Below are 24297 nucleotides of genomic sequence, written 5' to 3'. Positions count from 1 at the left end.
GAATGCTGTAGCAGAAAAAGAGAAGCTTAACAGTGTAAAAAGTTCTATGCAATCATCAAATAATCCAATCCCTGCAGCAAAAATGTCATTATTATTAGGGCTAGGAACGTTAGCATCAACAATGTTTATTAATAAGTTTGATCCTATTCATAACAGTCTAGTGCAATCTGACAATAGTATGGTTAATTATACCTCAAGCTTACCATTTACTTGTTCCGCTGATCAACAAGCTATGCAAAGTAAGATCGATGAGGCGACCAAGATATTATATGATGCTAACAAGCGATATGGAGACCAGTGTTTCACAACTGCAGAGGATAGCACAAATCATAAAGATGTTTCTCAGAGTGTGATGAGCAGAATATTCTCTGTTCTTAGTAACCCATGGGACAGTCTCGTTGGTAGTGCAAAGAAGAATGATAACAGTCCTGAACCTAAATGGTTTAAGGATTTGCATAAATCAGAAGATCTAGAGGAAATTATAGATGGTGGTACTCTTCCTAACCTATTCTATGAGGACAGTAATAATGATTATCAATTTGCTAAACCAAACATAACTCACGCTGAGAGTAGTAAAACTGTTGGATCAAATCAGACAGCTATTACAAAATACAGTGCTGCTGAAAATGCCTTTATGAGTACATGGGGCAGTTTTTTAAGGAATTTAAATCCTTTTGGTTCTCGTGAACACCACGTTACTTCAGCAAAAGGCAGTAATTATCAAATTGCTAAACCGAATGTAACTCATGCTGAGAGTGGTAAAACTATTGAGTCAAATAAAATTATTTCAGAGTCTGGTAGTTTTAATACTGTGTCATCTTTTGCAAAAGTAGACAACGGTATAAACACATCAAAACAGCAAGGTACCTTTGTTGATTCTGTTGAACTAAGCAAGTTAACTACACAACGACCAATTCAGCCTGGTTTACTAAGGGTTCTTTAAATATTCACCCTTAAAAAAATCGGCGTAGGCTTAGGCACTGTAGTGCCTGAGCTTACGTACGCATTGCACAGAAATTTTAAATCGCGTTGTTCTTTTGGAATTTGCAATTGGTCTAGTATCATTCCTGCTGACTTTGGAATAATTGGCTGCAGCAAAATGCCAATCATTCTGATGTATTCAAGTAATTTGTAAATTACTAAATCCATGCGCTCTCTATCGGTTTTACTGAGTGTCCAGGGTGCACTTTTATCTATATAAGTATTAGCCTCAGAAGAGATATTGATAATTAAAAATATAATATGATTAAACTCATACTTTGAGAGATGATTCGTTACTTGATCAAGTATGGCTTTACAATTTGGCAAACTCTCATCATCTTTAAGCAAATTGCGATCGACCACTGGTACAACTCCAAAGCATTGCTTGTGCAGAAATGAAATTGTTCTTTGCACTAAATTGCCTATATTGTTTGCCAGCTCTGAGTTTATGCGGTTGATCATGTTCTTCTTACTGAAATTACCATCTTGACCGAAACTTGCTTCCCGAAGGAGAAAATAGCGTAGTTGATCAACACCAAACTCTTCTGCAAGATCAATTGGATCTATAACGTTACCAAGAGATTTGGATATTTTTTCCCCCTCGTTTAGCCACCAACCATGAACTGCAATTTGTTTTGGCAGTGGTAAATCTGCTGCAAGAAGAATAGCTGGCCAGTATACAGCGTGAAAACGCAGTATGTCTTTACCGATCACATGAACGTTGAAGGAGTTTGTCCAAAACTTCTTATATTCCTCATCTTCTATATTAGGAAAGCCTATTGACGTGAGATAGTTAGTGAGCGCATCTATCCAAACATAAATTACGTGCTTGTCATTCCCTGGTACTTTTATTCCCCAATTAAAACTAGTACGAGAAATCGAAAGGTCAGTCAGTCCTGATTTTACAAACGATACCACCTCGTTTTTTCTGCTCTCAGGAAAGATGAAATTCGGCTGATTTTCATATAACTCTAGCAATTTGTTTTGCCAAATTGACAAACGAAAAAAGTAGCTCTCTTCTTTTATCCACTGAACTTCAGCACCTGTTGGTGCTCTGCCATCTATCAACTCCGATTCCTGATAAAACGCTTCATCACGAACTGAATACCAACCTGAGTAAGAATCCTGATATATTTGTCCTCTCTCTTCAAGCCTATTCCATAGAGCTATAACTGCTTTTTCATGACGTTCTTCTGTAGTGCGAATAAAATCATCATAATCAAGGTTCATTAGCTCAGCCAATTTTCTGAATGTAACACTTATTTCATCTGTAAATTCTTTTGGCTCTATTCCCTTTACCTTAGCCGCTTTTTCAATTTTCTGTCCATGTTCATCTGTACCAGTAGTAAACTTGACGTTCTTTCCAGCTAATTTCATAAATCTAGCTGTAACATCACAAATAAGGGAAGTATATGCGTGGCCGATGTGTGGCTTGTCGTTTACGTAATATATTGGCGTAGTGACGTAAAAGCTCTCAAATTGCTCCATTTTGTACTGTTTAAAGCTTTATCGTATCTGCACTAGTAATAAAAATCAATACATATCCTACCAGACAAGCAATCTGAAAATCCATTATACCGCTGCGTTTTGCAGCGGTATAATGTGAGTAACTTACGTTTGAGTTGCTATGATATTGTTGTCTATAACTTAACAACTGTACAAACATTCGTCTGTGAAAGCAGTGTGTTAAATATTATAGCAGATTTTGCCTCAAACACAAAAATGCCATCCCAGTGCCCAGACACTGGGATCCAGAAAAATTAATTGTAAACAAACGACTATACAACATGTTCAATAAAATTACAAAAAAGCTGGATTCCAGTGTAAAGCCTTGACCATTTGCTGTACAATTTACCTTCTAAAAATCAATGTTCATACGTACATCCATGATTTTCAGAATGTTTTTCCGCATTAGAATGAGAAAACAACCTACCAGGTCTGGTGTCATCATAAGAAGGAGCAGTTGGAGCAGTATTAAAATCGTAAGGAGGTGGTGCCTCGCGATGAGAAGAATCTCCCAAATCATATCCAGGTCCTGATTTATAATAGTTAATTACCGCTTCTTCAGCCTTCTTAATATTTTCTGACTCTTTTTCATGTTTCATATGAAAAACCAAACCACCAGCAAGACACACAAGAGAATTAATACCAAGAATGACTAAACCCCAAACTGGTAAGACTGGGTTAATAGCGCAACCTATCAAAGCTGCTAAAGAAATTGCACCAACTGCAAATTCTATATTTCTGAACATTTTAAGTTTATTATCCAGGTAATCTACCTTTTCTGATTTTCTAGCCGTTTTTTCGCTGCTGTTGTACCAAACACACATTAAAGCATGGAAAGCAACACACGCAACTACAGCTACTATCCCTAAAGCTAATAATTTCCTGTTGTCTTCTGCGTCTTTTTTCTTATCTTCTCTGCTTGGCTGGTTACTGCTAGCGGAACCAAGGTTATTTATCACTGTAGTATTACCACTAAACAGGCTACGAAGTAGAAAATAATCCCAAAAATCTAAACCTCTATTATTGTGTACATGTACGTGTGTAACCTGAGGGCTTGTAGGTTGTTGCCTACTATCACGTCGATCACTTCTTATATTGTGTTCATTAGTTAGGTTATAGCGCCTAAATTCCTTATACGCATTTTCAAAATTTTTATCACTCCAGTTCTCAATATTTTGCATACCACGAGAACGTAAAAATTCTTGAACATTCTTGTCACTGCCATTTTCTTTTATATAGGCAAGTGCATACCTTTTTAAAACACTATCGCACATAGATATTCTCCTCAAATTAAGATTAAATTAATAAACAATTATTACTATAAATTATATAGAATAATGTCTTCTTGTCAAGTTAGTCATAAACCTGTCAATATTCTTTCCACCAGCTCCTTTACTGTTGGTACGTTGCCATTCTCATAAAATGGGTCTTGCTTAAATTTGTACACATTGTGTCCAGAAAACATAAGTTCATTTTCAATATCACCGTCATGTATAATGTTTTGCAGTGTCTTTTGTATACAGAAGCTTCGTGGATCTGGTTTTCGCCCTGTTGAATGGTCACCATGATCTTTCCAATTGCTAAATAAGCAGTAACTCAAACATCCCATGCAATTAATTTGATCTTGTCTTATTTCCGCAAATTTGCCTGGTGTCACAAAAATAACAGTTGTATCTGGAGTTTTCATTACCTCTGTATACCCTGCTTTAATCCATGCATTTGCTAGCTCTTTGTCTTTTGCAGTGAGGTAAATCTTTCTACCTCTGCTACCCATTGCAAATTCATTATTAAACTCTCCACTCACACTTTCTGAAAATTTCATTTGACGTGAATTTCGTTCCTGTAGCTCATGTATGAAGCTATTTCTTACTGCAGATGAGTAAAATCCTGTTGGACTAAATTTGTTTAAAAATACATCACCTTCTTCTAAAGTAAGTAACTTCTTTTTCCATTCTGTAGAAATTGAACTTTCTTTTGTTAAAAGTGGACGAGTGCCAAACTGAAAAGCTATTGGTCCGATTTGTAAATTGTCAAACCAATGTTCCCAATCCTTCAAATTCCACACTCCCCCCGCCATAACAATTGGCTTTTCAGAAAGACCGACTTCATTCATGAAAGATCTAAGCTCTGCAACTCTTTCAAATGGAGCCTGTGATAATTCTGGATCTTCACTATTACTGAGTCCATTGTGACCACCAGCAAGCCACGGATCCTCATATACTACTCCACCAAGTAAAAAAGAAGATATTTTTTGGTAAGCACGTTTCCACAACGCTTTAAAAGCGCGCGCCGATGAGATAATAGGGTAGTAATAAACTTGATATTTAGCTGCAATTTCTCCAAGCCTGTAAGGCATACCAGCACCGCAAGTGATGCCATGAACTAAGCCTTTTGCTTTTTCTAATATGCCATGAAGGACTTGTTCTGCTGCTCCCATTTCCCAAAGCACGTTCATATGTATTCTTCCACGGCCCTTTGATATTTCATTCGCTATTTTTGCTTGACTAACTCCAGCCTCAATACTATACTTAATTAACTCTTCGTGCTTTTCATTTCTTGTTTTACCTTTATAAATTAGTGGTACCAGCTCGCCATTGTCATCGATAAGTTTAGCATTTGCACCAGAAAACGTACCAACAGCATCTGCTGCAGCAAATGCTCCACTTGATCTTCCGTCACTAATTGCAATGCCTTTGCCACCTTCGATAATCGGCCACACTTCTTTTCCTGAAATCACTATCTTTTTTATCTTATCTTTCAAAATTTCCTCTTAATCTTTCACTCTATTTTACTTAATTACTAAAAAAATAATAGCTTTTCTTTTTTCTTGTATCATCAGAGCCTCTATAGCTAACAAAGCCTATCCTATACACGCTGCACAAATATTGTAGTTTGAGAGCAATTTCCACCGGAAGGGTGTCATTCCAGTGCTTGACGCTGGAATCCAGTTTTTGATCAAAAATGTTGCTATAGTGCACAATCAATTTTCCTGGATCCCAGTGTCTGGGCACTGGGATGACATCTTTGTGTTTGAGGCAAAACCGGCTATAACATTTAACACACTGCCTTCGCAAATAAATGTTCGTATAGTTATGTGCTTGACATTGGGATCTAGAAAATCTAGTTAATATATATAGAGAGAAACCTTAGCTATAGTTTCAAAAGAAGTTAATGCATTTTGCTATATGATCATAGGTTTAACAGGTGGGATTGCAGTTGGAAAGAGCTTTATAGCCAATTGCTTTAAAGAATTTGGTGCCGCTTTGTTTGATGCCGACTCTGTCGTGCACCAGCTTTATAAAGTAAACAAAAACATAATAAGTTACGCAGAAGAAAAATTTCCTGGGGTGATAGTAAATGGAAAAATAGATAGAACAGTATTATCTAAATATTTTTTAGCTTATGATGAAAATTGGAAGCAATTTCAGTCTTTAGTGCATTCCGCTGTGCGAAATGAATTAGAAATTTTTATTGCTCAGGAGAAAGAAAACAACGGAAAGTTTCTAGTTCTAGACATTCCACTCCTGCTGGAAACTAGATTCCGTTTATATTGCGATTTTATTGTCTTTATCCATGCAGATAGCGCTATACAAGCTCAAAGGATCAGTGAGCGTAATATGGATAAAAAAAAGCTGGATCTAATGTCTAGTATTCAGCTACCTATTGAAGAAAAAAAGCAAATGAGCGACTTTATCATCGATACCAGCGCAAATGTTCTTTCTCAAGTGAAAGATATAATAAACTCGTTAGACCTCAACACGTGATACGGTTATTCTCCACAAGATTACTCCGAATTTTAGCTGTACTATCAGCAGATTTTACCACTAAAATTTCAAACCTTGAGCCTGCATTCAAAAACGATTCTACTGATCTGCCGAAAAAATCATATCTCCATCCCTTGAATAGTTTATCTATCTGCCCAGATATTGAGCCAGCTAACTCATCTTTTGATGAAATTAACTTTCTTGATATGTTATCTTCCTTACATTTGCTCTCCAAAATAATCGAGAGTATATCAAATACAGATTTATCATAATTATCTGACAGAGTATAATTTTGCTGCACAAATTCCTTCTCATTCTCATTGAAAATATCTATAAATTCTAATAAATCTTCCTCTTTTATATTTTTTGTGTTTCTCTTAAGGTCATCTAAAATGCCATCAATATGTTCCACGTTTTTTTCAATTAAACCAGTTATTACGGCATTATTGACTACCTTATTACGATTTATATTGTAACGCTGTGCTAAGGTCTCTTGCCACTCACTAACTGCTTTAACAGTTAACATCAACCTTGGATTTGCTTCATAATTAAATTTAATCCTCTTCCATGCATCTTTTGGATTATGCAAATACTTATTGACATCAACTATTGATTCCATCTCTTCTTGAAACCAGCCCATCCTATTATTTTCTTCAAGTTTATTGCACAATATTTGGTGTAGGTCATATAGGTGTATCACGTCATTTATTGCATAATCTAGTTGATCCTCATACAGTGGACGCTTTAACCAGTCTGAATTTTTAGCTTTAATTTTATCCAGCGCTACCCCCTGATATTGCTCTACTACTTTTGAATAACCAATAAAGTCGTGATAATAATGACAAAACATAGCAGCAACTTGGGTATCAAAAATGGGAGTAGGAACACATTTAAGCACGGTGAGTAAGGATTCTATGTCTTGCCGACAACTATGAAAAACTTTGGTTATTTCTCGATTCAGCATTATCTTCTTAATAAGCGATAAGTCAATTTCCGGTACTAACACATCTACAATAAAACTCTTCTCTCCGTAAGAAATTTGAATTAGTGATAATCTAGGATAGTAGGTTAAATTGTTTCTAATGAACTCTGTGTCCACTGCTATAAATTTTGGATCTTTTGCCATCAATTCTTCACATGCATTCTCCAGTTCCAATGTCGTACTAATTAGCATATATTTTTTATTCAGTGGCTATATTTTACCACTTATATTGAATATTTACAATTGATTGAAATTGAGAACGCAACTGTATATGATAACTAACTCTTCCGTAAATACACAGTTTTGCCAGACACAACAGTACGTATTACGCGCCCTTTCACTTTGCGTCCATCGAAAGGGGAATTTTTTGATTTACTAGCAAAGTTGTCAACTTTAATTTTCCATTCATGATCCAAATCAACTAAAATTAAGTCCGCTGCAAGGTTTTTCTGTATGCGGCCACGTGGCACATGTATGATATCTGCAGGCTTATATGTCAATTTTGCAAGCACATCAAGTAGACCCATTTGTCCACTGTGATATAGTTCAAGTGAAAGGGGCAGCATTGTTTCAAGGCCAACAATACCAAATGCAGCATTTTCAAGTGGAAGATCTTTAGAACTAAGATCATGCGGAGCATGATCGGTTGCAATACAATCAATCACACCTGTCTTTAAACCTTCAATCATAGCTAAAAGATCTTCCTCTGTACGCAGTGGCGGATTCATTTTTGCAATTGCTCCATGTTGCTTTACTATATCTTCAGTTAAAGTAAAGTGATGAGGAGTTACTTCACATGTAACATTTAACCCCAAATCTTTTGCTCGTTTAATAGCATCAAGTGAATCTTTTGAAGAGACATGTAAAATATGGTAGTGTACATTTTCTATGTCCTTCATTAGTAGTATATCACGAGTTACCATAACCGACTCTGACGCACTCAAGATTCCCTTTACTCCCAATTCTTCAGAAATCTTACCCTCATTAATTGCGCCACCAGCAGATAGATTTAAATCTTCTGCATGTTGAGCAATAGGAACACCAAGCATACTTGAATAAAGCAGTGCCTGTCTCATAATCATTGGATTCATAACTGGCATACCATCATCGGTGAAACCAACTGCACCTGCTTCCTTTAAGAGTGCCATTTCAGTTAATTTTTCTTCCGAAGTGGTGATTTTAGCATAAAATTCAACATTCACATGTGAAGTTTCAAGTGCTCTATATTTCAAATATTTAGCCAAGACAACACTATCAATCGCTGGAACAGTGTTTGGCTGACAAACTACGGTTGTAACGCCTCCTGCAGCTGCAGATTTGCTACCCGTATGTATAGTTTCTTTATGCTCTTGACCTGGTTCACGAAAATGCACGTGAATGTCAATAAGGCCTGGCATTAGAACAAGCCCTTCACAGTCTATTGTTTCATCAACTCCACTTGTTGAAAGTAATGATTCGCTAAAATCAACAATTTTATCCCCTTCAGTTAACAATGAACCTTTTATATCAAGTTTAGTTTCCGGGTCAATAATACGAGCATTGATATACGCAATTTTATAGCCTTCCTTTTGCCCTGTTTGCAATAAATTCCAAATCATATTTGAGTATCAATTATAAAATAAATCTAAAGTTTTTTTAGTAAAACACAACCAAATTAAAGTGATGGTATAATAACTGTTCTTAATGGAAGGCTCATTTTTTTCTGCATCATTAATATAGCTTTTGAGAAATTGAAATATACCAAGCCCATCACTATCTTGGACAAACTTCTCTCTATCATTAACACAATTGTTGCCCTGTGATGAACATAATCTATTATGCAATTTTTGCAAGTCATGTATTGACTTAACTACATATTCTGCAACTGACAATTCTCTCAGCTGATCACTTGTTTTTTCCGCTTTTACTGCTTTGTCTCCCTTAGTCAAACCTGCAATCATAATATACCCCTTACAACTATATTTATATTATAACAATCAACATGTATTTAAGAAAAATCACACTGCTCACTGTACGTTTACGCTGCTACTTTGCATAATAGATTGCTTGAAGTCACACAAGTATCGTTTTTTATTAGATAAAAGTTAACAAGACGTTTTCATAGATTTTTAAGCTTAATAACATCCTCTCTATTGGGACTAGTTGAAATTAGATGAATTGGTACACCTATTAATTCTTCTATTTTTCTCACATATTTCATCAAATTTGCAGGTAATTCCTTAACTGACCTTTTGCCTTGAGTTTTCTCTTTCCAACCAGGAAATTCTTCATATATTGGCTCTAATTCTTTTTGTATTGAATGTGATGCGGGTAAATAATCATACATTTTTCCGCCATACTTATAACCAGTGCCTATTTTAATAGTATCAAAAGAATCAAGAATATCTAATTTGGTTAATACAATGCTTGAAACTCCAGAGAGTTGTACGGCCTGGCGCACTAAAACTGCGTCAAACCATCCGCAGCGCCTTCTTCTATTGCTTACTGTTCCAAGTTCCTTACCTATAGAAAATAAGCTGTCTCCAATCTCGTTATTTTGTTCAGTAGGAAATGGACCATTACCCACTCTTGTTGTATACGCTTTTGCTACACCAATAATGTGAGCATTGTAGGATAATCCTGAGCCTGTTATCGCTTGCGATGCTACGGTATTACTTGAAGTAACAAAAGGGTAAGTTCCGTGGTCGATATCTAAAAATGCGCCTTGAGCGCCTTCAAATATTATTTTCTTACCTTTTTTCATAAAATCATTTAGTATCTTCCACACAGGTTTTTTATATAAAAGAATTTTTTCTGAAATCTCTTCAATTTCCTTTAATATTTCTTCTTTTTTAACTACCTGGTAGTTAAGTCCTTTTCTGATAGCATTATGGTAACTCAGGAGAGCGTCCACTCTTTGATTGAGCTCATCTGTGTTTTCTAAGTCACAAAGGCGTATAGCTCTCCTTCCAACTTTATCTTCATAACATGGTCCTATCCCTTTGTTTGTTGTGCCAATTTTGCAATTTCCGTTTAAATCTTCAAATAGCTTTTCCTTGTCTTTATGTACACTGAGTATTAATGGGCAACTTTCAGATATCATCAAATTGTTATGATTTACGTCTACCCCTTTAACTTTCAATGACTCTATTTCTGAGATTAAAGCGTGTGAATCGAGAGCAACGCCATTTCCTATGATAGATATTCTGCCTGGTCTCAAAACAGCAGAGGGCAGTAAATTTAATTTATACACCTTATCACCTACTACTATAGTATGCCCTGCATTATTTCCCCCCTGAAACCTCACAACTACATCTGCATTCTCAGAAAGATAATCTACTATTTTACCCTTACCTTCATCACCCCATTGCAGACCAACAATTACAATATTATTCATCACTATTTTCTAGATTAATACGTAAATATTAATGCAGCATGCTACAAATGAAAAGAGAAATCTACGCCTTTCCTATATCCCTAAAATAAAGAAATAGACTATCGACTTTTTTATATATTATAAAATTATTCATCATTATATGGTACAACTTACAGCATATTTATAGTAAGGTGTTAATTATGAAAGAGGCAAAGAAGAGTCCGGTAGTTAGATTAAAGGCCACAGCTAAAGAATTCAATTTTAGTAAATTAAGAGCAGATCAAGATAATAAATTAGCGAATTCCGGTGAAACAATGTTCTTAGATTTTCAAAGAATGAATTTTATTATTAATGAAAAAGAAATAGATAAAAATTTTATTATTGCATTTAAGGAAGGAGCTAAAGATTATAAAAATGAGATTTTTAACCGTGATAATTTTGATAACCTCTCTGAAGAAGGTAAAGCTTTTATGGAACCAGTACTTAGGGAGCTTGATCAAGATAGACTATCTGAAGTTTGGGAAAATCATTGTAATAGCCCTACAGTTGCTGATGAGAAAAAAATTGATGAATATAGAAAGGAATTTGAGAGATTTTATAACGCAGGGAGAAGCTCTTATCATCTATTCTCCAAAAAAGATTACCGTGCATTAGCAAAGGAAATTTTCAAGGAAATGTTTAGATACGCTGAAGCAAAGGTTCCAAGTGATGCTATTTTAGAAGAGTTAGTCACCAATTGTAATCATGCAGCAGTTGTGTTAAAAGTCAATAGAAAAATTGATGTAGCTGTGAATAAGTACTTAAAATTTGTGTGGGCGTACTTATTCACAGCTATGCTATTACTATATAGAAACAGTTTTAGGGCTATACTCCTCAGTAAACAGTCTACCGTCTCTTACTAAAGAGTTAGCAAGGATAAGTAATTTTCTCATTGCAGCAGTAGAAGCAACTTTATATGGTTTTTTATATTGATTGTATAGCCTATCAAAGAAGATTTTTATATAAGAATTGTACCTTTGCGCACTAAGAATGCACATATGTAAAACCTTTCTAATTTGTGATCTACCACCCTGAATACACCTTTTTCCCTTACTAAAACCACTATCTCGATTAAAAGGTGCAACTCCGGAAAGGCTGGATATTTCTTTATGTTGGAGAGTTCCAAGCTCGGGTAGATAACAAAAAAAGTAATAGCTGTTATTGCACCTACACCAGGTATACTAGTTATTGACATGTACTTTTTTTTAAGCTCTTGATTTTTATTCGACTAATTCCATTACCTCATCTTCTAAGACTTGAATTTGATTTTGTAAAACTGCAAGTAGCTCTTCCATTTGTTTGATTATAGATAAATCGGTTACTTGATGAGCTTGGGTTTTTTGTATTTTTGCTATTTCTACTAGTTGATTCCTGCGAGATAATTTTTGCTTCAAACAGTCAATACTACTAACTTTTAAAGGAGTGACACGCATGTCTGTATTACTAACATAACGTGAGATGATGCTACAGTCTATTTTATCAGTTTTAGTAGCAATACCAAGGCTTTTTGCATAATCTCTCACCCATCTTGGTTGAATGACATATACTTCAAAACCATGGCTTAATAAAGTATAAGCACATAATTTTTCGTACCCACCAGTTGCTTCAAGTCCAACTTTGGTTACGTTATGTAAACGCAAAAAGTCGAGCATTTGATCAATAGCTTGAACGTTATTTTCAAATACTTTATGATGTCCAAGTGGATGTTGAACATACATTTGATACTAGACTAGAACTTTCTTCTGACAAAGAGAATCAATCATGTAGCCAAACAGTAATTCCATTTCTGGGTTTTGCTGAATTCGATAATCAATTCTGCAATACTGTAACAGAAAATTCGACAGTTAGTAGTAGTTTAACGTCGAATGAGCATATATCAGATAGCCTAGAAGGTGAGCAATTATCCCCAGAGTATTATAACTATTTGATAAATGGAGTAACTAGTCTGCAATCCTCAAATGTGAATCCATTGCCAGAGTTCAGTTTCTCTCTAAGCTCTGTTACGCTAGATGAGATGGTTAAGAGATATGGCTTTAATCACAATGACCACGCTCTAAGTGATTTAGAAGAGGTATATGTAGAGCAACCAGCAAAGTTCCATACATATTACCACAATTAACTAGGGACAAAAAAAGGTGGTAGTTTAACCTACCATCTCCTCTGGTTTCACTATCCTTTCAAACTCCTCCTCAGTGAGCAGTTGAAGTTTTGCTACTGCTTCTTTTAGGGTGATATTTTCTTTATAAGCAAGCTTCGCTATTTTTGCTGCATTGTCATATCCTATATGCGTATTTAATATAGTAACTAGCATTAACGACTGATTTAGTAAATCCTTTATTCTTTCTTCGTTTGCTTTAATATTAACTACGCATTTCTCTGCAAAATTTAAACTTGCATCAGCTAAAAGTCTTATAGACTGTAAAACATTGTAAATTATCACCGGCTTAAACACGTTCAATTCAAAATGACCATTTGAGCCACCAATTGTCACGGCAACATGATTTCCCATAACTTGAGCACATACCATAGTCACTGCTTCGCATTGAGTTGGATTCACCTTACCCGGCATGATTGAAGAGCCAGGCTCATTTTCTGGTAACATTATTTCTCCAATTCCGCATCTTGGACCAGAACCAAGTAGCCTTATATCATTTGCAATTTTCATCAAGCTTACTGCTACTGTATTGAGTGCTCCACTGAGCTCAACTAAAGCATCATTTGCTGCTAATGCTTCGAACTTATTTTTTGCTGAAATAAATGGAAAATTAGTGATTTTTGCCACTTCTTTAGCAAAATCCTCAGCAAAACCCTTTTTAGTATTGATTCCCGTGCCAACCGCGGTGCCACCTTGTGCAAGTTCATATACATTGCTTAGAGTTGACTTTACTCTCTCTATTCCCTTTTTAATCTGAACTGCATAGCTAGAAAATTCCTGTCCAAGTGTTAGAGGAGTTGCATCTTGCAGATGAGTACGCCCTACTTTTATTATATCTTTAAATTCATGAACCTTATTATTTAGCGCTTTATATAATTCTTCAAGAGTGGGAATAAGCAAGCGGTCTATTTGTTCTGCTACTGCTATATGCATTGCTGTTGGAAAAGTGTCATTTGATGACTGACCACAGTTTACATGATCATTTGGATGCACTGGAGATTTACTACCTAAATCACCGCCCAAAATTTCTATTGCACGATTGCTGATCACTTCATTCACATTCATATTGGTCTGCGTCCCAGACCCGGTTTGCCAAACAACAAGCGGAAATTGATTATTAAATTTACCGTCTACTACCTCCTGTGCCGCTGTGCAGATTGCATCCCCTACTCTATTATCTATGCTACCCTGTTTCATGTTAACACGTGCTGCTGCAAGTTTTACTATTGCTAGCGCTTTAATCAGGGCCTCTGGCATTTTCTCTGTACCAATTTTGAAATTTTCCAAAGAACGCTGAGTCTGAGCTCCCCAGTAACGTTCACTTGGTACTTTTACTTCTCCTAAGCTATCTGATTCTATTCTAACTTTTTTATCCATATTTCCTCATTCTAGTGCTTGACATTACCTACATATATGATTAGTTAAATCAAATTGTATTTCAGTGTCAAGTTGAGACATTTTTAGTCCAGACCGTAGAAAATTTTCAAGCCATATCTTTTGCTTCCTATTACTTTTTTATTGTTATTAAGATAACCCTTCAACCTTAAGTAATAAACCTACTTTCATTCTCTACAAGGCTATTCCACTTAGAACTTGAGTAGTGAAAACATTTTTAAGCGCAGAAGCTATATCTGCATTTGCTTTCTCTTTTTTTACTTCTACAATCACATAACCCAACATTGCACCTAACGCTAGACTAACGGTCGCTGATGCTGCACAAACTGCAATCACTGCTCCCGCAGAACATGATATTGTCATACCGGCAACATAACCTATTGCACCACTCACGCCAATGCAGACGTATTTCTTCCGTAGCTCTTTTTGTATATGACTTTTCAGATATTCTTTTACATCTAAATGCCCGTTTCTAGTAGCATAATTCAGAGCAGTGTCCTCATAGTTATCTTTCACATTAACATTTGCTTTTGCTGTTTCTATCAGGTACCTTACTACCTCTAAATAGCCACTTCCAGCAGCCCACATTAGAGCAGTTCTTCCATAGTTATCTGTTGCATTAATATCCTCTTTCTGTTTTTCTATCAGGTATCTTACTGTTTCTAATTGACCACTTTTAGCAGCTGAAAATAATCCTGCATGATTGTTAATCATTTGTGCAAATGATAATGTTTTTAGTGTAGGGGGTTGTAACTCTTGAGTATTAAAGTTTAATTGTGCTGGAACAATTTCTACCTCAAGTTCCACATACTCTCTTATGAAACGATCAAGTAAGCTTTTTACCTGATCAATTGTTTTAATTCCTACCTCATAATACCGCGATAAAGAATTGATTATTTCCCTGTTGTTAAGAAAAAATATCACTGATTCTATTTTATTTGTTAAACCTTCAGCATGGATTGGATATTCTATAGTCAATATATCTTGTAGAATATTTTGTATTGTCTCACTTTCTGTCCAAATTCTTACCTGTTCATCAATGCTCTTACTTACAAGAAAATTATATAATTCACTATCTTCTTCCTTCATTTTATTGAGCTCATCCTTACAGTCATACCAATAAGATGATAATTCTGGTATCTGAGTAGGATGAGGCAAGCGAGGCATTGACATATCAAGATTAGCTATTAAGTGACACCTAGTTAGAAGCTTTGCTGCCTCCGTATGGCCATTTATAATAGCAAATGTTAGGGCAGGGAATTGACCTTTACGTTTCACATTTAAATTAGCTCCATTTGCTATTAGAAGTTGTATGACCTCAAGATGACCATTGGCAGCAGCATGAATTAGAGCAGTTATGTTTCCCGAATATTCTGCATTAACATTTGCTCCCTCTTCTATCAAGTATTGTACTATCTTTAGTTGACCATTGTCAGCAGCCCATATTAAAGCAGTTCTCCCATAATCATCATCTATTGTATTAATAATTGCTCCACCCTGTATAGCTTGCTGAACAAAATCTAGCTGTCCTTTTTTAGCAGCATCAATTAGCTGCGCATTTAGCTGTTTTTGTGATGGCATATACCCCTCCTAAAAAATATACAATTTAAAGCTATTTTAGCCACTATTCAAGTTTTAATGGCTAAAATTGATTGAATCACTTTTTAGTGTTTTTTTATGGTTGTTTGAATCTAGCAAAGATGAGTCTATATCACAATCTAGTAATTCTCCTACTGCACTTAGTAAACCAGCTGTACAACCAGCTATTTTGATCTGGATGAGAGGAGATATAATTTATAACCACTCCCCTATCCTTTCTAGTTGTTTGTAGCTGTTAAATCTCAGGAATTTATCAAAATAAGGAGAGGCAATAAAGGGAGTAGTATCTCTTAAATAATTAGATAAGAAATCTGGTAGAATATTCTGAAACTCATGCATTTTTTGTCTATAATCTTTCAAAGCAATAACCTTTATTTTATCATAATCAAGTTTCCAATAAGCAAGTTCCGAGACTTCTTTTTTTGTTGTGTATTCCATGGCTAAAGCTTGTAAAATTAATTGCGGGAAAAATCCTGACATAACTTCCTCATTGGAAGGTGGTGAACCAAGTTTATAGTCTATAATTGCTACTTGCCCACCTGGTAGATACTCAACTCTATCACATCTTGCTGTCAATAAAATTTCTTCTGTCATTCGAGTATCTGACCAGCTCTTATTACACAATTGTCTGGTGTGTTTATTTGCAATCAAATTTTCTGGATCCAAGTAGTCAAGCACTGGGATGACACCCTTATTCTTAGTGGAAGTTGTACAGCATCCGCGCAGTTGTGTGTCACGCGCTGGAATATGAAATATCGGATAGGAAAAGCTCTTCTCCAACTCAACTTGATTGTTTCTAGTCCTATCAAACTCAACAAAAGATTGAATTATCCTCTGCAACCTTACCCACCACATATTTGAAAAGTGGAATCGATTAGACGAGAATATTTCTCGTGCAATACTCATCAGCGACTTTTCGTTGCGTAAATATCTTGCAAGAATATTGTGTACCATAGTGCCAAACTCCAATATCGATGGCTTAAAATTTAAGTCTTTCAACTGTCTAAGGTTCAGTATGTATTCAACATAAAATGAATAAGGGTTACGAATCAGTTTTTCTACCGCACTGCAAGACATCACTTGCATTTTTTCTTCTCTGACTTTGGCTTTAGGTTTTGGCATAGGCTGAGTACATGGAACAATGCACTCAGGTGTATTTAATATTCTTAGCCAATTGCGATAAGGATATTTTGGTTCTTGTAACAGAACTTCCAAACGGCGCAATAGAATTGATTTTCTATCACTCAATAGCCTCGTAATATAAACCTTGCCGTCACCAAATAAATTGCGCAAAGTATACAAAAAGTACCCTTGCTCTTCTTGCACAGAAGGAAGGTTAAATTTTTCTCTATTCAGTGTACTCAAAAACGGATTCTGAAAATTTGGTATATCATTAAATCCAGCAAGTATTACAACTTTATTTTGATATAAGGTAAATTTATCAAAGTTATTTTCTGGAGAAAAAAACTTCCTTTTTAAAAATAATATCAGGATTTGACTATATAACTCTAAGGAACACTCAATTGCTATACCGTCACATGCATTTAAGAAATCACGAGTAAAATTACCTATTTCACCATTTAGCTCTAGAAAATTCACATTAGAAAGCACATTAACACACTGTAAATGAGCTGCTGCTATATCAGAAATAGAATAATTTATAAGATTAAGTAAAAAATTAAATATAGTTTCTAATCTACTGATAATAATTAATATATCTTCTTTATATCTTAGCTTTTTACAAGTACTAATAGCGTTGATAATATCCTTAAGACCATTTATATCAAAGCTACGCAATACTTCTATCTCAAACTCAGATAAAATACGAGTGTACTCTTCTTGAGCGTAACCAAAAGTCACTAGCCTATGCTTTAAGAAGAGAAAGCAGTACCACACTGTTCCATTTTGAGCTTAGCTTTTTACAAGTACTAATAGCGTTGATAATATCCTTAAGACCATTTATATCAAAGCTACGCAATACTTCTATCTCAAACTCAGATAAAATACGAGTGTACTCTTCTTGAGCGTAACCAAAAGTCACTAGCCTATGCTTTAAGAGTGAAAGCAGTACCACACTGTTCCAATTTGAGGTTAAAACTTCGATACTATAAAGCAGAAGCATTATATAAGAATAGTTTTCCGACATGGAACACGCCATGCGAATTGCAAGCAATTTATCAAAGACAACCAAAGAAACGTTTTCATAACCTTCATTCTCTATAATTAATGATATCACTTGTGCTTCTTCCTCTTTAGAATCACAAGTGATAACTTCAATATTTTCAATTGATTCGCCACTAACTTCGCTTAGATCAGCAGTTGCATCAAAGATGTAATCAATAATTTCGTTATCCACAGTATTCAAGCAGATAACATTCTTTCTATCTACATTTAAATAATCTAATAAATCTTTCAGACAATATTGATAGTGTTTTTTATCAAGTGACTTCCAGTCTTTTTCTTTAATTCTCAGATTCAGGTTAGGTAAAATTATCTTTCCAAGTGGTAGGTCATATATAGCTTTAATCAATAACTTGTAGATTTCACCCTTGCCAATTCCAACAAAGATTATATGTTGATCTTTCTGCAGAAAGGCTATCATATTGTTTATGTAGTCACTTTTATGTTCTAGTATATCTACTACTCCCAAATCTTTTAAAGTGTTATCCCAAGTTTTGACAAGTAAGTTTATGAAATTCTCTATTTTCTTCGAATGCTCATCAAGCTGATAACAATCCGCTATTTGGATATATTGAAGTAATGACGGCAAACTGTAAACTAGATCGATTGGAAAATTATCATTGTGTTTTTTATTCCACTCCAATATAAATTGAATGAGTAGCAGCGTTCTCTTTGTCGGGTTAATAACTTTAACTCTATCAAGATTTAATATTAAATCTTCTTCATCAATGTTTTCTAGTGAAACTATCTCTGGCAAAATTATAGTTCTGTAATTCTTGAATGCACTCAGCAATGCTATCACATCCCTCTTGCAGGGAAGTATGATCTTTATCTCGGGAATTTTTTCTCTTTCATATTCAGAAAATATGTGCTGAACCAGCACATCAAAAAGGGACTCATTCACATTAACAGTAAAAACTCTTCCCACTAACAGTAACAATTAATACAACACTTTTATTGTATAGAAATTATTTAAAATATAAATGTGCTCGCAGTTTCTTATGCTATGATATATTAAAGTCTTTCACAATATTACATGGCAAACATCAGAATAGAAGTTTTTAATAAATGTGAACAAGTTAGCCGCAGAAGGGTAGTTAATGTTTACTTGATTTACATAAGCAAAGAATTACCATCAAAATTACATGAAGAAATTTGTGGGCTATTTTATAATAAAGCCATACAAGACTGCCGTTATTATTCCTACAATGAAAACCTTGAAGAAGTTCAATATAACTTCATAGAATCACAAGCAAAGTGGGGCTTGGAGATAAGCTTTTTACCTGGCATGACCGATAACGTAGGAAACACGGCAAAACAAATTGTTAGAGAATATCTAATGAGCAAACGCCACATTGATGAAAGTGTTTCTATCAAGGCAAGAAGTTCAAAATTGATTCTAAGTCAAGGAGGTTTTCCAACCGAAGATGACATAAAACAGGAATTCAATCCTATTACTGAATATTGCACACTTTTCTATAAAGAAAACGGCAATTGCCATTGGAAGTATTACAGTAAACAAAATACCCCACTTGGTGTCATTACAGCGCGTGACCAGGAAAAAAAAGAATGGATTCCAGTGTCAAGCACTGGGATGACACCAGGTAATAATGGAGCAAAATCTGTCAAACTCAATGTAAGTGACCAAGAGCTTGAAAAAATCAGCAGAGATGGAATCGATGGTAATGGCACTTTAGGGCTCTCGCTGGCAGCAATGAAAGCTATAAAGGATTACTTTAAAAAACTCGGTAGAAATCCATATGATATTGAACTTGAGTCTCTGGCACAGACTTGGTCTGAACATTGTAAACACAATATTTTTTGCTCCCCTATTGATGAAATAAAAGACGGTCTATATGCTCATTATATTAAGCGTGCAACGCGTGAGATAAATTCTAACATATGCGTGTCAGTTTTCTCCGACAACGCAGGAGGAATAATTTTTGATGACGATTACTTGATTGTAGATAAAGTTGAAACTCACAATAGTCCTTCAGCTCTCGATCCGTTCGGTGGAGCAATGACTGGAGTGCTTGGAGTTAACCGAGATATAGTCGGTTTTGGCAAAGGTGCAGAACCTATCATGAATACTTATTACTTTTGCTTTGCCAAAGAATCAAAAGGCAAACTTTATAGAGATAAAGAGCGTACTGATAAAATCTTACCACCAAAATATATAATGAAAGAAGTGATTCACGGTGTTAATGTTGCTGGTAATTGCTCCGGTATTCCAACGCAACTTGGATCAGTATACTTTGACGATAGATTCTGTGGAAAGCCATTAGTTTTTGTTGGAAGCATCGGAATTATTCCACGGAATATAAATAATGCACCTTCACACATAAAAGAACCCAAAAACGGTGATAAAATCTTAATTATTGGTGGAAGAGTTGGAAGGGACGGAATTCACGGTGCAACTTTTTCTTCAGAGGCATTGTCGGGAAACAGTCCTTCAACAATTGTGCAAATTGGTGACCCTATAACACAAAAAAAATTATCCAACGCCGTCTTAGAAGCAAGAGATCTTGGTCTTTATAATGCAATAACGGATAATGGAGCAGGAGGTCTATCATCGTCCATTGGTGAAATGGGAAAAGACGGATTTGAAGTTGATTTGAGCAAGGTTCTCCTTAAAAACGATGGTATGGCTCCGTGGGAAACATGGATATCAGAATCACAAGAGAGAATGACCTTAGCAGTGCCAGAAGAAAATCTTCCTGCGTTTAAGCAAATCATGAAAACACATGATGTGGAGGTCTGTGTAATTGGAGAATTCAACAAAAGTGGCAAAGCCGTTGTTAAATGTCCCCCAGGAGAAGTAATAATGGACATCGAAACTGAATTTCTGCATGACGGTAATCCCAAAGTGCATTTACAGACGAAACCGTGGTCTAAGGAGTCTGATGTGTCCTTTCCTGTCATCCCAGTGCTTGACACTGGGATCCAGCAGGTAAAGCCTGCAAACATTTTACGCCAAAACCCATACGATGGTGGAGCTGAGCGTGAAATGGATTCCAGTCTCAGCTACTTGCATGACACCTTTGAACTAAAAGAAATGCTAAGCAGACCAAACATACGCAGCAAAGAGTTTATAGTGGTGCAATATGACCATGAGGTTCAAGGATCGTCAATACTGAAACCACTGCAAGGCAAGGGAAGAGTGTGCAGCGAAGCTGTTGTCTCGAGGCCAGTCCTTTCTTCAAACAAAGGTGTTGTAAAATCGCAGGGATTTGGCTCAAGTTATGGAGAAATTGACACTTATCACATGGCAGCATGTGCGATTGACACTGCCATACGCAACTACGTAGCTGCAGGAGGAAATATAAATCATCTAGCGTTGCTCGATAATTTTTGCTGGTGTGATGCTTATAATCCAGAAAGATTGTGGCAACTAAAGAGAGCTGCAGAGGCTTGTTACAACTTTGCAACTGCATTTAAAACGCCATTCATATCCGGAAAAGATAGTATGTTTAACGACTTCAACAAGGGATATGATGAAAATGGCGAGAAAGTGATAATCTCTGCGCCACCTTCATTACTCATCTCAGCAATTGGAATTATAGAAAATATTGAAAATGCGGTATCGCTTGATGTGAAAATGCCAGGGGACTTGATATATGTGCTTGGTACAACCCACGATGAGCTTGGTAGATCTGAATATCAGTTATATAGTGGAATAGATAATAACAACGTGCCAAAAGTTAATGCAAAGAGCGCTAGGAAGTTGTATGAACGTTACAACCAAGCAATAAAAGATGGCATAATTGTCTCTGCAATTGCACCAAACTTAGGCGGCTTAATTATTGCTTTGGCAAAATCGCTAATTGCAGGAGACCTTGGTGCTGAAATTGATCTTTCACTAGTACCAATAGGAAAAACACAAAATACAGACATAATAAACAAGATAATAATGTTTTCTGAATCGCAAAGTAGAATATTAGTAACCATTGCCCCGCAAAATCAGCGGAAGTTTGAAGAATTGTTTAAAGGTATAGTTCTTTCATGTATTGGAAAAGTGACAGAGGAGAAAGCTCTCAATATAAAGGATATTATAAGAATAGATTTGAAAGACTTAGGTACTAGTTTAAATAACTTTTGATTACGCTAGACAAATTTTTCATTATGTGTAATGTCTGATTAAAATAAATGCATATTATTAAATTTGGGTAGGTGATTATGTCCATTTTATCAATACTCTTGCTTATCAGTCTTTCTTTACTTAACACTTCAAATAAATTAATGATATTTGCTGCCTTATTTGTGGGAGCTACTTTAGTTGTAAACTCAATGGTTGAGTTTTATGGTAGAAGCAAAGCTACTTACAGCTTAATAGTGTGTACAGTGATATGCTGTCTTTTTAAATTGCAAAATTTTAGTTTTATGATACCGGTTCTATATACTGCAATTTTAATCTCTCTTCTCTCAAGCATAGTTGTTTTTGAAGAATTAAAGTCCAAATTGAATTTTCATATGGCAAATTTCATCACTTTAATTATAGCATCGGTCATTGATAGTACGATTATTTGTGTTGGACTACTATACAAAATTTCTGCAGGTAAATGCTTATCAATATATATTAAAGATTTAATTTTCAAGTTTTCCTATGCATCGATATTGAGCATCTGCTTGTTTGTAGGAATGTATTTATTCTCCTTGGCAAGCAAGAAGTATTTTAAGGTTTCTGCATAACCCGTCTTCTGATATAGCCAAAATAGTTTAGATTTAACTATAACCGTCATTCCGCTATTTGTTAGCAGCTTGGCAGTATAATGTGAAAAGCTCTTATTCGGATAGCGGTTCTAAAATCAAAGTAATTGGAAACTGTTAACTTAAGTTATCCTTTAAGAGAGCTAGTACAATTTCTTACAGGTTTCATACATGATAAGAGTTTTATTTTTAGCTAAACCAATTGAAATAAGCTATAAAATCTGTTAAAGTCAGCTTTGTGCAAGCACCCTTAGCTCAGTTGGATTAGAGCATTTGACTACGGATCAAAAGGTCGGGCGTTCAAGTCGCTCAGGGTGCACCATATTTTATAGTAAACAGAGGTCATACTTGAAATTCATATATGTAATACCTATCTTTAAAGGTAAAATACTGAGCTATTATATATGAACAAAAAAGACTACTATGACCTGCTAGAAGTGAGCAGAAATGCTAGTACTGACGAGATAAAAAAAGCATATAAAAAACTAGCATTAAAATATCATCCTGACAGAAATCCTGGTAATAAGGAAGCAGAGGAAAAATTTAAAGAAGTAACAGCTGCATATGAAGTTCTATCTGACTCTGAAAAAAGAGCAGGTTATGATCGTTATGGTCACGATGGTGCTTCCGGTGGATTTGATTTCAGCCAAGCTGGAGGGGATTTTAGCGATATATTTAACGATTTTTTTGGTGGAGGATTCGGCGGCAGTACAAGTAAGTCAAGAACAAAAAGAAGTACAATAGGAGTATCTGGAGCAGATCTGCGCTACGACCTTAAAATTACCTTGGAAGATGCATTTAAAGGAATACAAGCACCTATACATTATGTGACAAATATAAAATGTAATACATGCCAAGGCACAGGTAGCGAAGGAGCAATCAAACCAGTTCAGTGCAACACATGCCAGGGAAGCGGTAGAATTAGAACTCAACAGGGCTTTTTTACCATTGAAAGAACGTGTACTACATGCTATGGGGAAGGAGAAATAATACAAAATAAATGTAAGAAATGCGGTGGAAGTGGACGTAAAAGAGATGAAGTAAATATCTCCGTTTCAATTCCAAAAGGCATAGAAGAAGGAGCTAAGGTAAGGGTCAGTGGTAAAGGAGAAGCTGGAGCAAGAGGTGGAAAAAGCGGAGATTTATACGTATGTGTGAAAATAGCTACTCATCAGATCTTCACTCGCAATAGAGCAGATTTACACTGTAAAGTGCCTATAAGAATGACACTAGCAGTACTTGGTGGTGAAATCGATATTCAATCAATTGATGGAGCTAAAATAAAAGTAAAGGTCCCTGAAGGCACTCAAACTGGTACCAAACTACGTTGTAGGGAAAAGGGTATGCCATATATGAACTCACATGCTCGTGGTGATTTATACGTACAGGTAATAGTTGAGACTTTAAATCCAAAGAATTTAACCCAAAAGCAGATTGAGCTATTAAAAGCGCTTGAGGAAGGGGAACATGAAAGTGTAGAGCAGAAATCTGAAGGATTCTTTGGAAAAGTAAAAAAAAAATGAGAAATTTGCTAAATGATATAAAGAGGTAGCTGTCTACACTTAATTCTTTTTACCAATTTGAAAGCCTTCTCTTTTAGTGAAAAGATTTTTTTAAGTTATGCAAAAGTGAT

15 protein-coding genes, 1 tRNA gene and 3 pseudogenes are annotated in these 24297 nt (G+C 35.5%); 8 read left to right on the top strand and 11 right to left on the bottom strand.

What is annotated here, in order from left to right; all coding sequences use genetic code 11:
* Positions 1-943: hypothetical protein (locus BBB02_RS06040; protein WP_164741550.1), on the top strand; the 943-nt coding region annotated here is incomplete at its 5' end.
* Here the strand turns inward: BBB02_RS06040 and metG are convergent.
* The 3 genes from metG to BBB02_RS06020 all read right to left on the bottom strand — a co-directional run bounded on the left by metG (position 940) and on the right by BBB02_RS06020 (position 5248).
* Positions 940-2469, bottom strand: a complete 1530-nt coding sequence (gene metG / locus BBB02_RS06035) for a methionine--tRNA ligase (protein WP_127464273.1) — start codon at positions 2467-2469, stop codon at positions 940-942. The two genes, BBB02_RS06040 and metG, sit on opposite strands and share 4 nt — an antisense overlap.
* 377 nt (positions 2470-2846) lie before the next feature.
* Positions 2847-3761 (bottom strand): hypothetical protein, encoded by a 915-nt coding sequence (locus BBB02_RS06025; RefSeq protein WP_127464272.1) that lies wholly within the window; start codon positions 3759-3761, stop codon positions 2847-2849.
* Between the two features lie 83 nt (positions 3762-3844).
* Positions 3845-5248, bottom strand: a complete 1404-nt coding sequence (locus BBB02_RS06020) for an NAD(P)H-dependent flavin oxidoreductase (protein ID WP_127464271.1) — start codon at positions 5246-5248, stop codon at positions 3845-3847.
* A 424-nt stretch (positions 5249-5672) separates the two neighbouring features.
* On the opposite strand from BBB02_RS06020, the gene coaE reads away from it, so the two are divergent.
* Positions 5673-6251 carry a dephospho-CoA kinase gene (coaE, locus tag BBB02_RS06015; RefSeq protein ID WP_127464270.1) on the top strand — a complete coding sequence of 193 codons (579 nt, stop codon included), beginning with the start codon at positions 5673-5675 and terminating at the stop codon, positions 6249-6251.
* Here the strand turns inward: coaE and BBB02_RS06010 are convergent.
* From BBB02_RS06010 to BBB02_RS05995, 4 genes are all read right to left on the bottom strand, one after another.
* Positions 6241-7425 (bottom strand): ribonuclease D, encoded by a 1185-nt coding sequence (locus tag BBB02_RS06010; RefSeq protein WP_127464269.1) that lies wholly within the window; start codon positions 7423-7425, stop codon positions 6241-6243. The two genes, coaE and BBB02_RS06010, sit on opposite strands and share 11 nt — an antisense overlap.
* Positions 7426-7511: 86 nt before the next feature.
* On the bottom strand, positions 7512-8831 hold the full coding sequence (locus BBB02_RS06005; protein ID WP_127464268.1) for a dihydroorotase: 1320 nt from the start codon (positions 8829-8831) through the stop codon (positions 7512-7514).
* A gap of 9 nt (positions 8832-8840) precedes the next feature.
* A complete protein-coding gene (locus BBB02_RS06000) occupies positions 8841-9173 on the bottom strand; it encodes a hypothetical protein (protein WP_245970119.1) in 333 nt (110 codons plus the stop codon).
* 158 nt (positions 9174-9331) lie between these two features.
* The gene (locus BBB02_RS05995) at positions 9332-10609 is read right to left on the bottom strand and encodes an adenylosuccinate synthase (RefSeq protein WP_127463593.1); all 1278 of its coding nucleotides are present in this window, start codon (positions 10607-10609) and stop codon (positions 9332-9334) included.
* A gap of 179 nt (positions 10610-10788) precedes the next feature.
* On the opposite strand from BBB02_RS05995, the pseudogene BBB02_RS05990 reads away from it, so the two are divergent.
* Positions 10789-11337: pseudogene (locus tag BBB02_RS05990) on the top strand (hypothetical protein); the annotation flags it as partial.
* Positions 11338-11430: 93 nt separating this feature from the next.
* Here the strand turns inward: BBB02_RS05990 and BBB02_RS06875 are convergent.
* Positions 11431-12333: pseudogene (locus tag BBB02_RS06875) on the bottom strand (IS110 family transposase); the annotation flags it as partial.
* Between BBB02_RS06875 and BBB02_RS05980 the strand changes: the two are divergent.
* On the top strand, positions 12327-12746 hold the full coding sequence (locus tag BBB02_RS05980; RefSeq protein WP_245970116.1) for a hypothetical protein: 420 nt from the start codon (positions 12327-12329) through the stop codon (positions 12744-12746). The pseudogene BBB02_RS06875 and the gene BBB02_RS05980 overlap by 7 nt on opposite strands.
* Before the next feature lie 24 nt (positions 12747-12770).
* Here BBB02_RS05980 and fumC read toward each other — a convergent pair whose 3' ends face one another.
* The 3 genes and pseudogenes from fumC to BBB02_RS06810 all read right to left on the bottom strand — a co-directional run bounded on the left by fumC (position 12771) and on the right by BBB02_RS06810 (position 18885).
* Complete coding sequence (gene fumC, locus BBB02_RS05975; RefSeq protein WP_127464267.1) at positions 12771-14159, bottom strand: class II fumarate hydratase; 1389 nt, start codon at positions 14157-14159, stop codon at positions 12771-12773.
* Positions 14160-14351: 192 nt separating this feature from the next.
* Complete coding sequence (locus BBB02_RS05970; protein ID WP_127464266.1) at positions 14352-15758, bottom strand: ankyrin repeat domain-containing protein; 1407 nt, start codon at positions 15756-15758, stop codon at positions 14352-14354.
* A 213-nt stretch (positions 15759-15971) separates the two neighbouring features.
* Positions 15972-18885: pseudogene (locus BBB02_RS06810) on the bottom strand (PD-(D/E)XK nuclease family protein).
* Between the two features lie 108 nt (positions 18886-18993).
* On the opposite strand from BBB02_RS06810, the gene BBB02_RS05955 reads away from it, so the two are divergent.
* From BBB02_RS05955 to dnaJ, 4 genes are all read left to right on the top strand, one after another.
* Positions 18994-22056: a phosphoribosylformylglycinamidine synthase subunit PurL gene (locus BBB02_RS05955; protein WP_127464265.1), complete on the top strand. Its 3063-nt coding sequence runs from the start codon at positions 18994-18996 to the stop codon at positions 22054-22056.
* A gap of 77 nt (positions 22057-22133) precedes the next feature.
* Positions 22134-22646: a hypothetical protein gene (locus BBB02_RS05950; RefSeq protein WP_127464264.1), complete on the top strand. Its 513-nt coding sequence runs from the start codon at positions 22134-22136 to the stop codon at positions 22644-22646.
* A 262-nt stretch (positions 22647-22908) separates the two neighbouring features.
* Positions 22909-22986: transfer RNA gene (locus BBB02_RS05945), tRNA-Arg, on the top strand.
* 82 nt (positions 22987-23068) lie between these two features.
* The gene (dnaJ, locus tag BBB02_RS05940; protein WP_127464263.1) at positions 23069-24187 is read left to right on the top strand and encodes a molecular chaperone DnaJ; all 1119 of its coding nucleotides are present in this window, start codon (positions 23069-23071) and stop codon (positions 24185-24187) included.
* Positions 24188-24297 lie beyond the last annotated feature (110 nt).

The sequence above is a fragment of the Wolbachia endosymbiont of Bemisia tabaci genome, from assembly GCF_003999585.1.
In the GTDB taxonomy this organism is placed as follows: Bacteria; Pseudomonadota; Alphaproteobacteria; order Rickettsiales; family Anaplasmataceae; genus Wolbachia.
Note: the sequence above shows the minus strand (reverse complement) of the source record. Positions and strands in the feature narration are given on the sequence as shown.

Coding starts and splice junctions, on each gene's coding strand:
- metG (WP_127464273.1), bottom strand. CDS start 2,469: ATGGAGCAATTTGAGAGCTTTTACGTCACTACGCCAATATATTACGTA.
- BBB02_RS06025 (WP_127464272.1), bottom strand. CDS start 3,761: ATGTGCGATAGTGTTTTAAAAAGGTATGCACTTGCCTATATAAAAGAA.
- coaE (WP_127464270.1), top strand. CDS start 5,673: ATGATCATAGGTTTAACAGGTGGGATTGCAGTTGGAAAGAGCTTTATA.
- BBB02_RS06010 (WP_127464269.1), bottom strand. CDS start 7,425: ATGCTAATTAGTACGACATTGGAACTGGAGAATGCATGTGAAGAATTG.
- BBB02_RS06005 (WP_127464268.1), bottom strand. CDS start 8,831: ATGATTTGGAATTTATTGCAAACAGGGCAAAAGGAAGGCTATAAAATT.
- BBB02_RS06000 (WP_245970119.1), bottom strand. CDS start 9,173: ATGATTGCAGGTTTGACTAAGGGAGACAAAGCAGTAAAAGCGGAAAAA.
- BBB02_RS05995 (WP_127463593.1), bottom strand. CDS start 10,609: ATGAATAATATTGTAATTGTTGGTCTGCAATGGGGTGATGAAGGTAAG.
- fumC (WP_127464267.1), bottom strand. CDS start 14,159: ATGGATAAAAAAGTTAGAATAGAATCAGATAGCTTAGGAGAAGTAAAA.
- BBB02_RS05970 (WP_127464266.1), bottom strand. CDS start 15,758: ATGCCATCACAAAAACAGCTAAATGCGCAGCTAATTGATGCTGCTAAA.
- BBB02_RS05955 (WP_127464265.1), top strand. CDS start 18,994: ATGGCAAACATCAGAATAGAAGTTTTTAATAAATGTGAACAAGTTAGC.
- BBB02_RS05950 (WP_127464264.1), top strand. CDS start 22,134: ATGTCCATTTTATCAATACTCTTGCTTATCAGTCTTTCTTTACTTAAC.
- dnaJ (WP_127464263.1), top strand. CDS start 23,069: ATGAACAAAAAAGACTACTATGACCTGCTAGAAGTGAGCAGAAATGCT.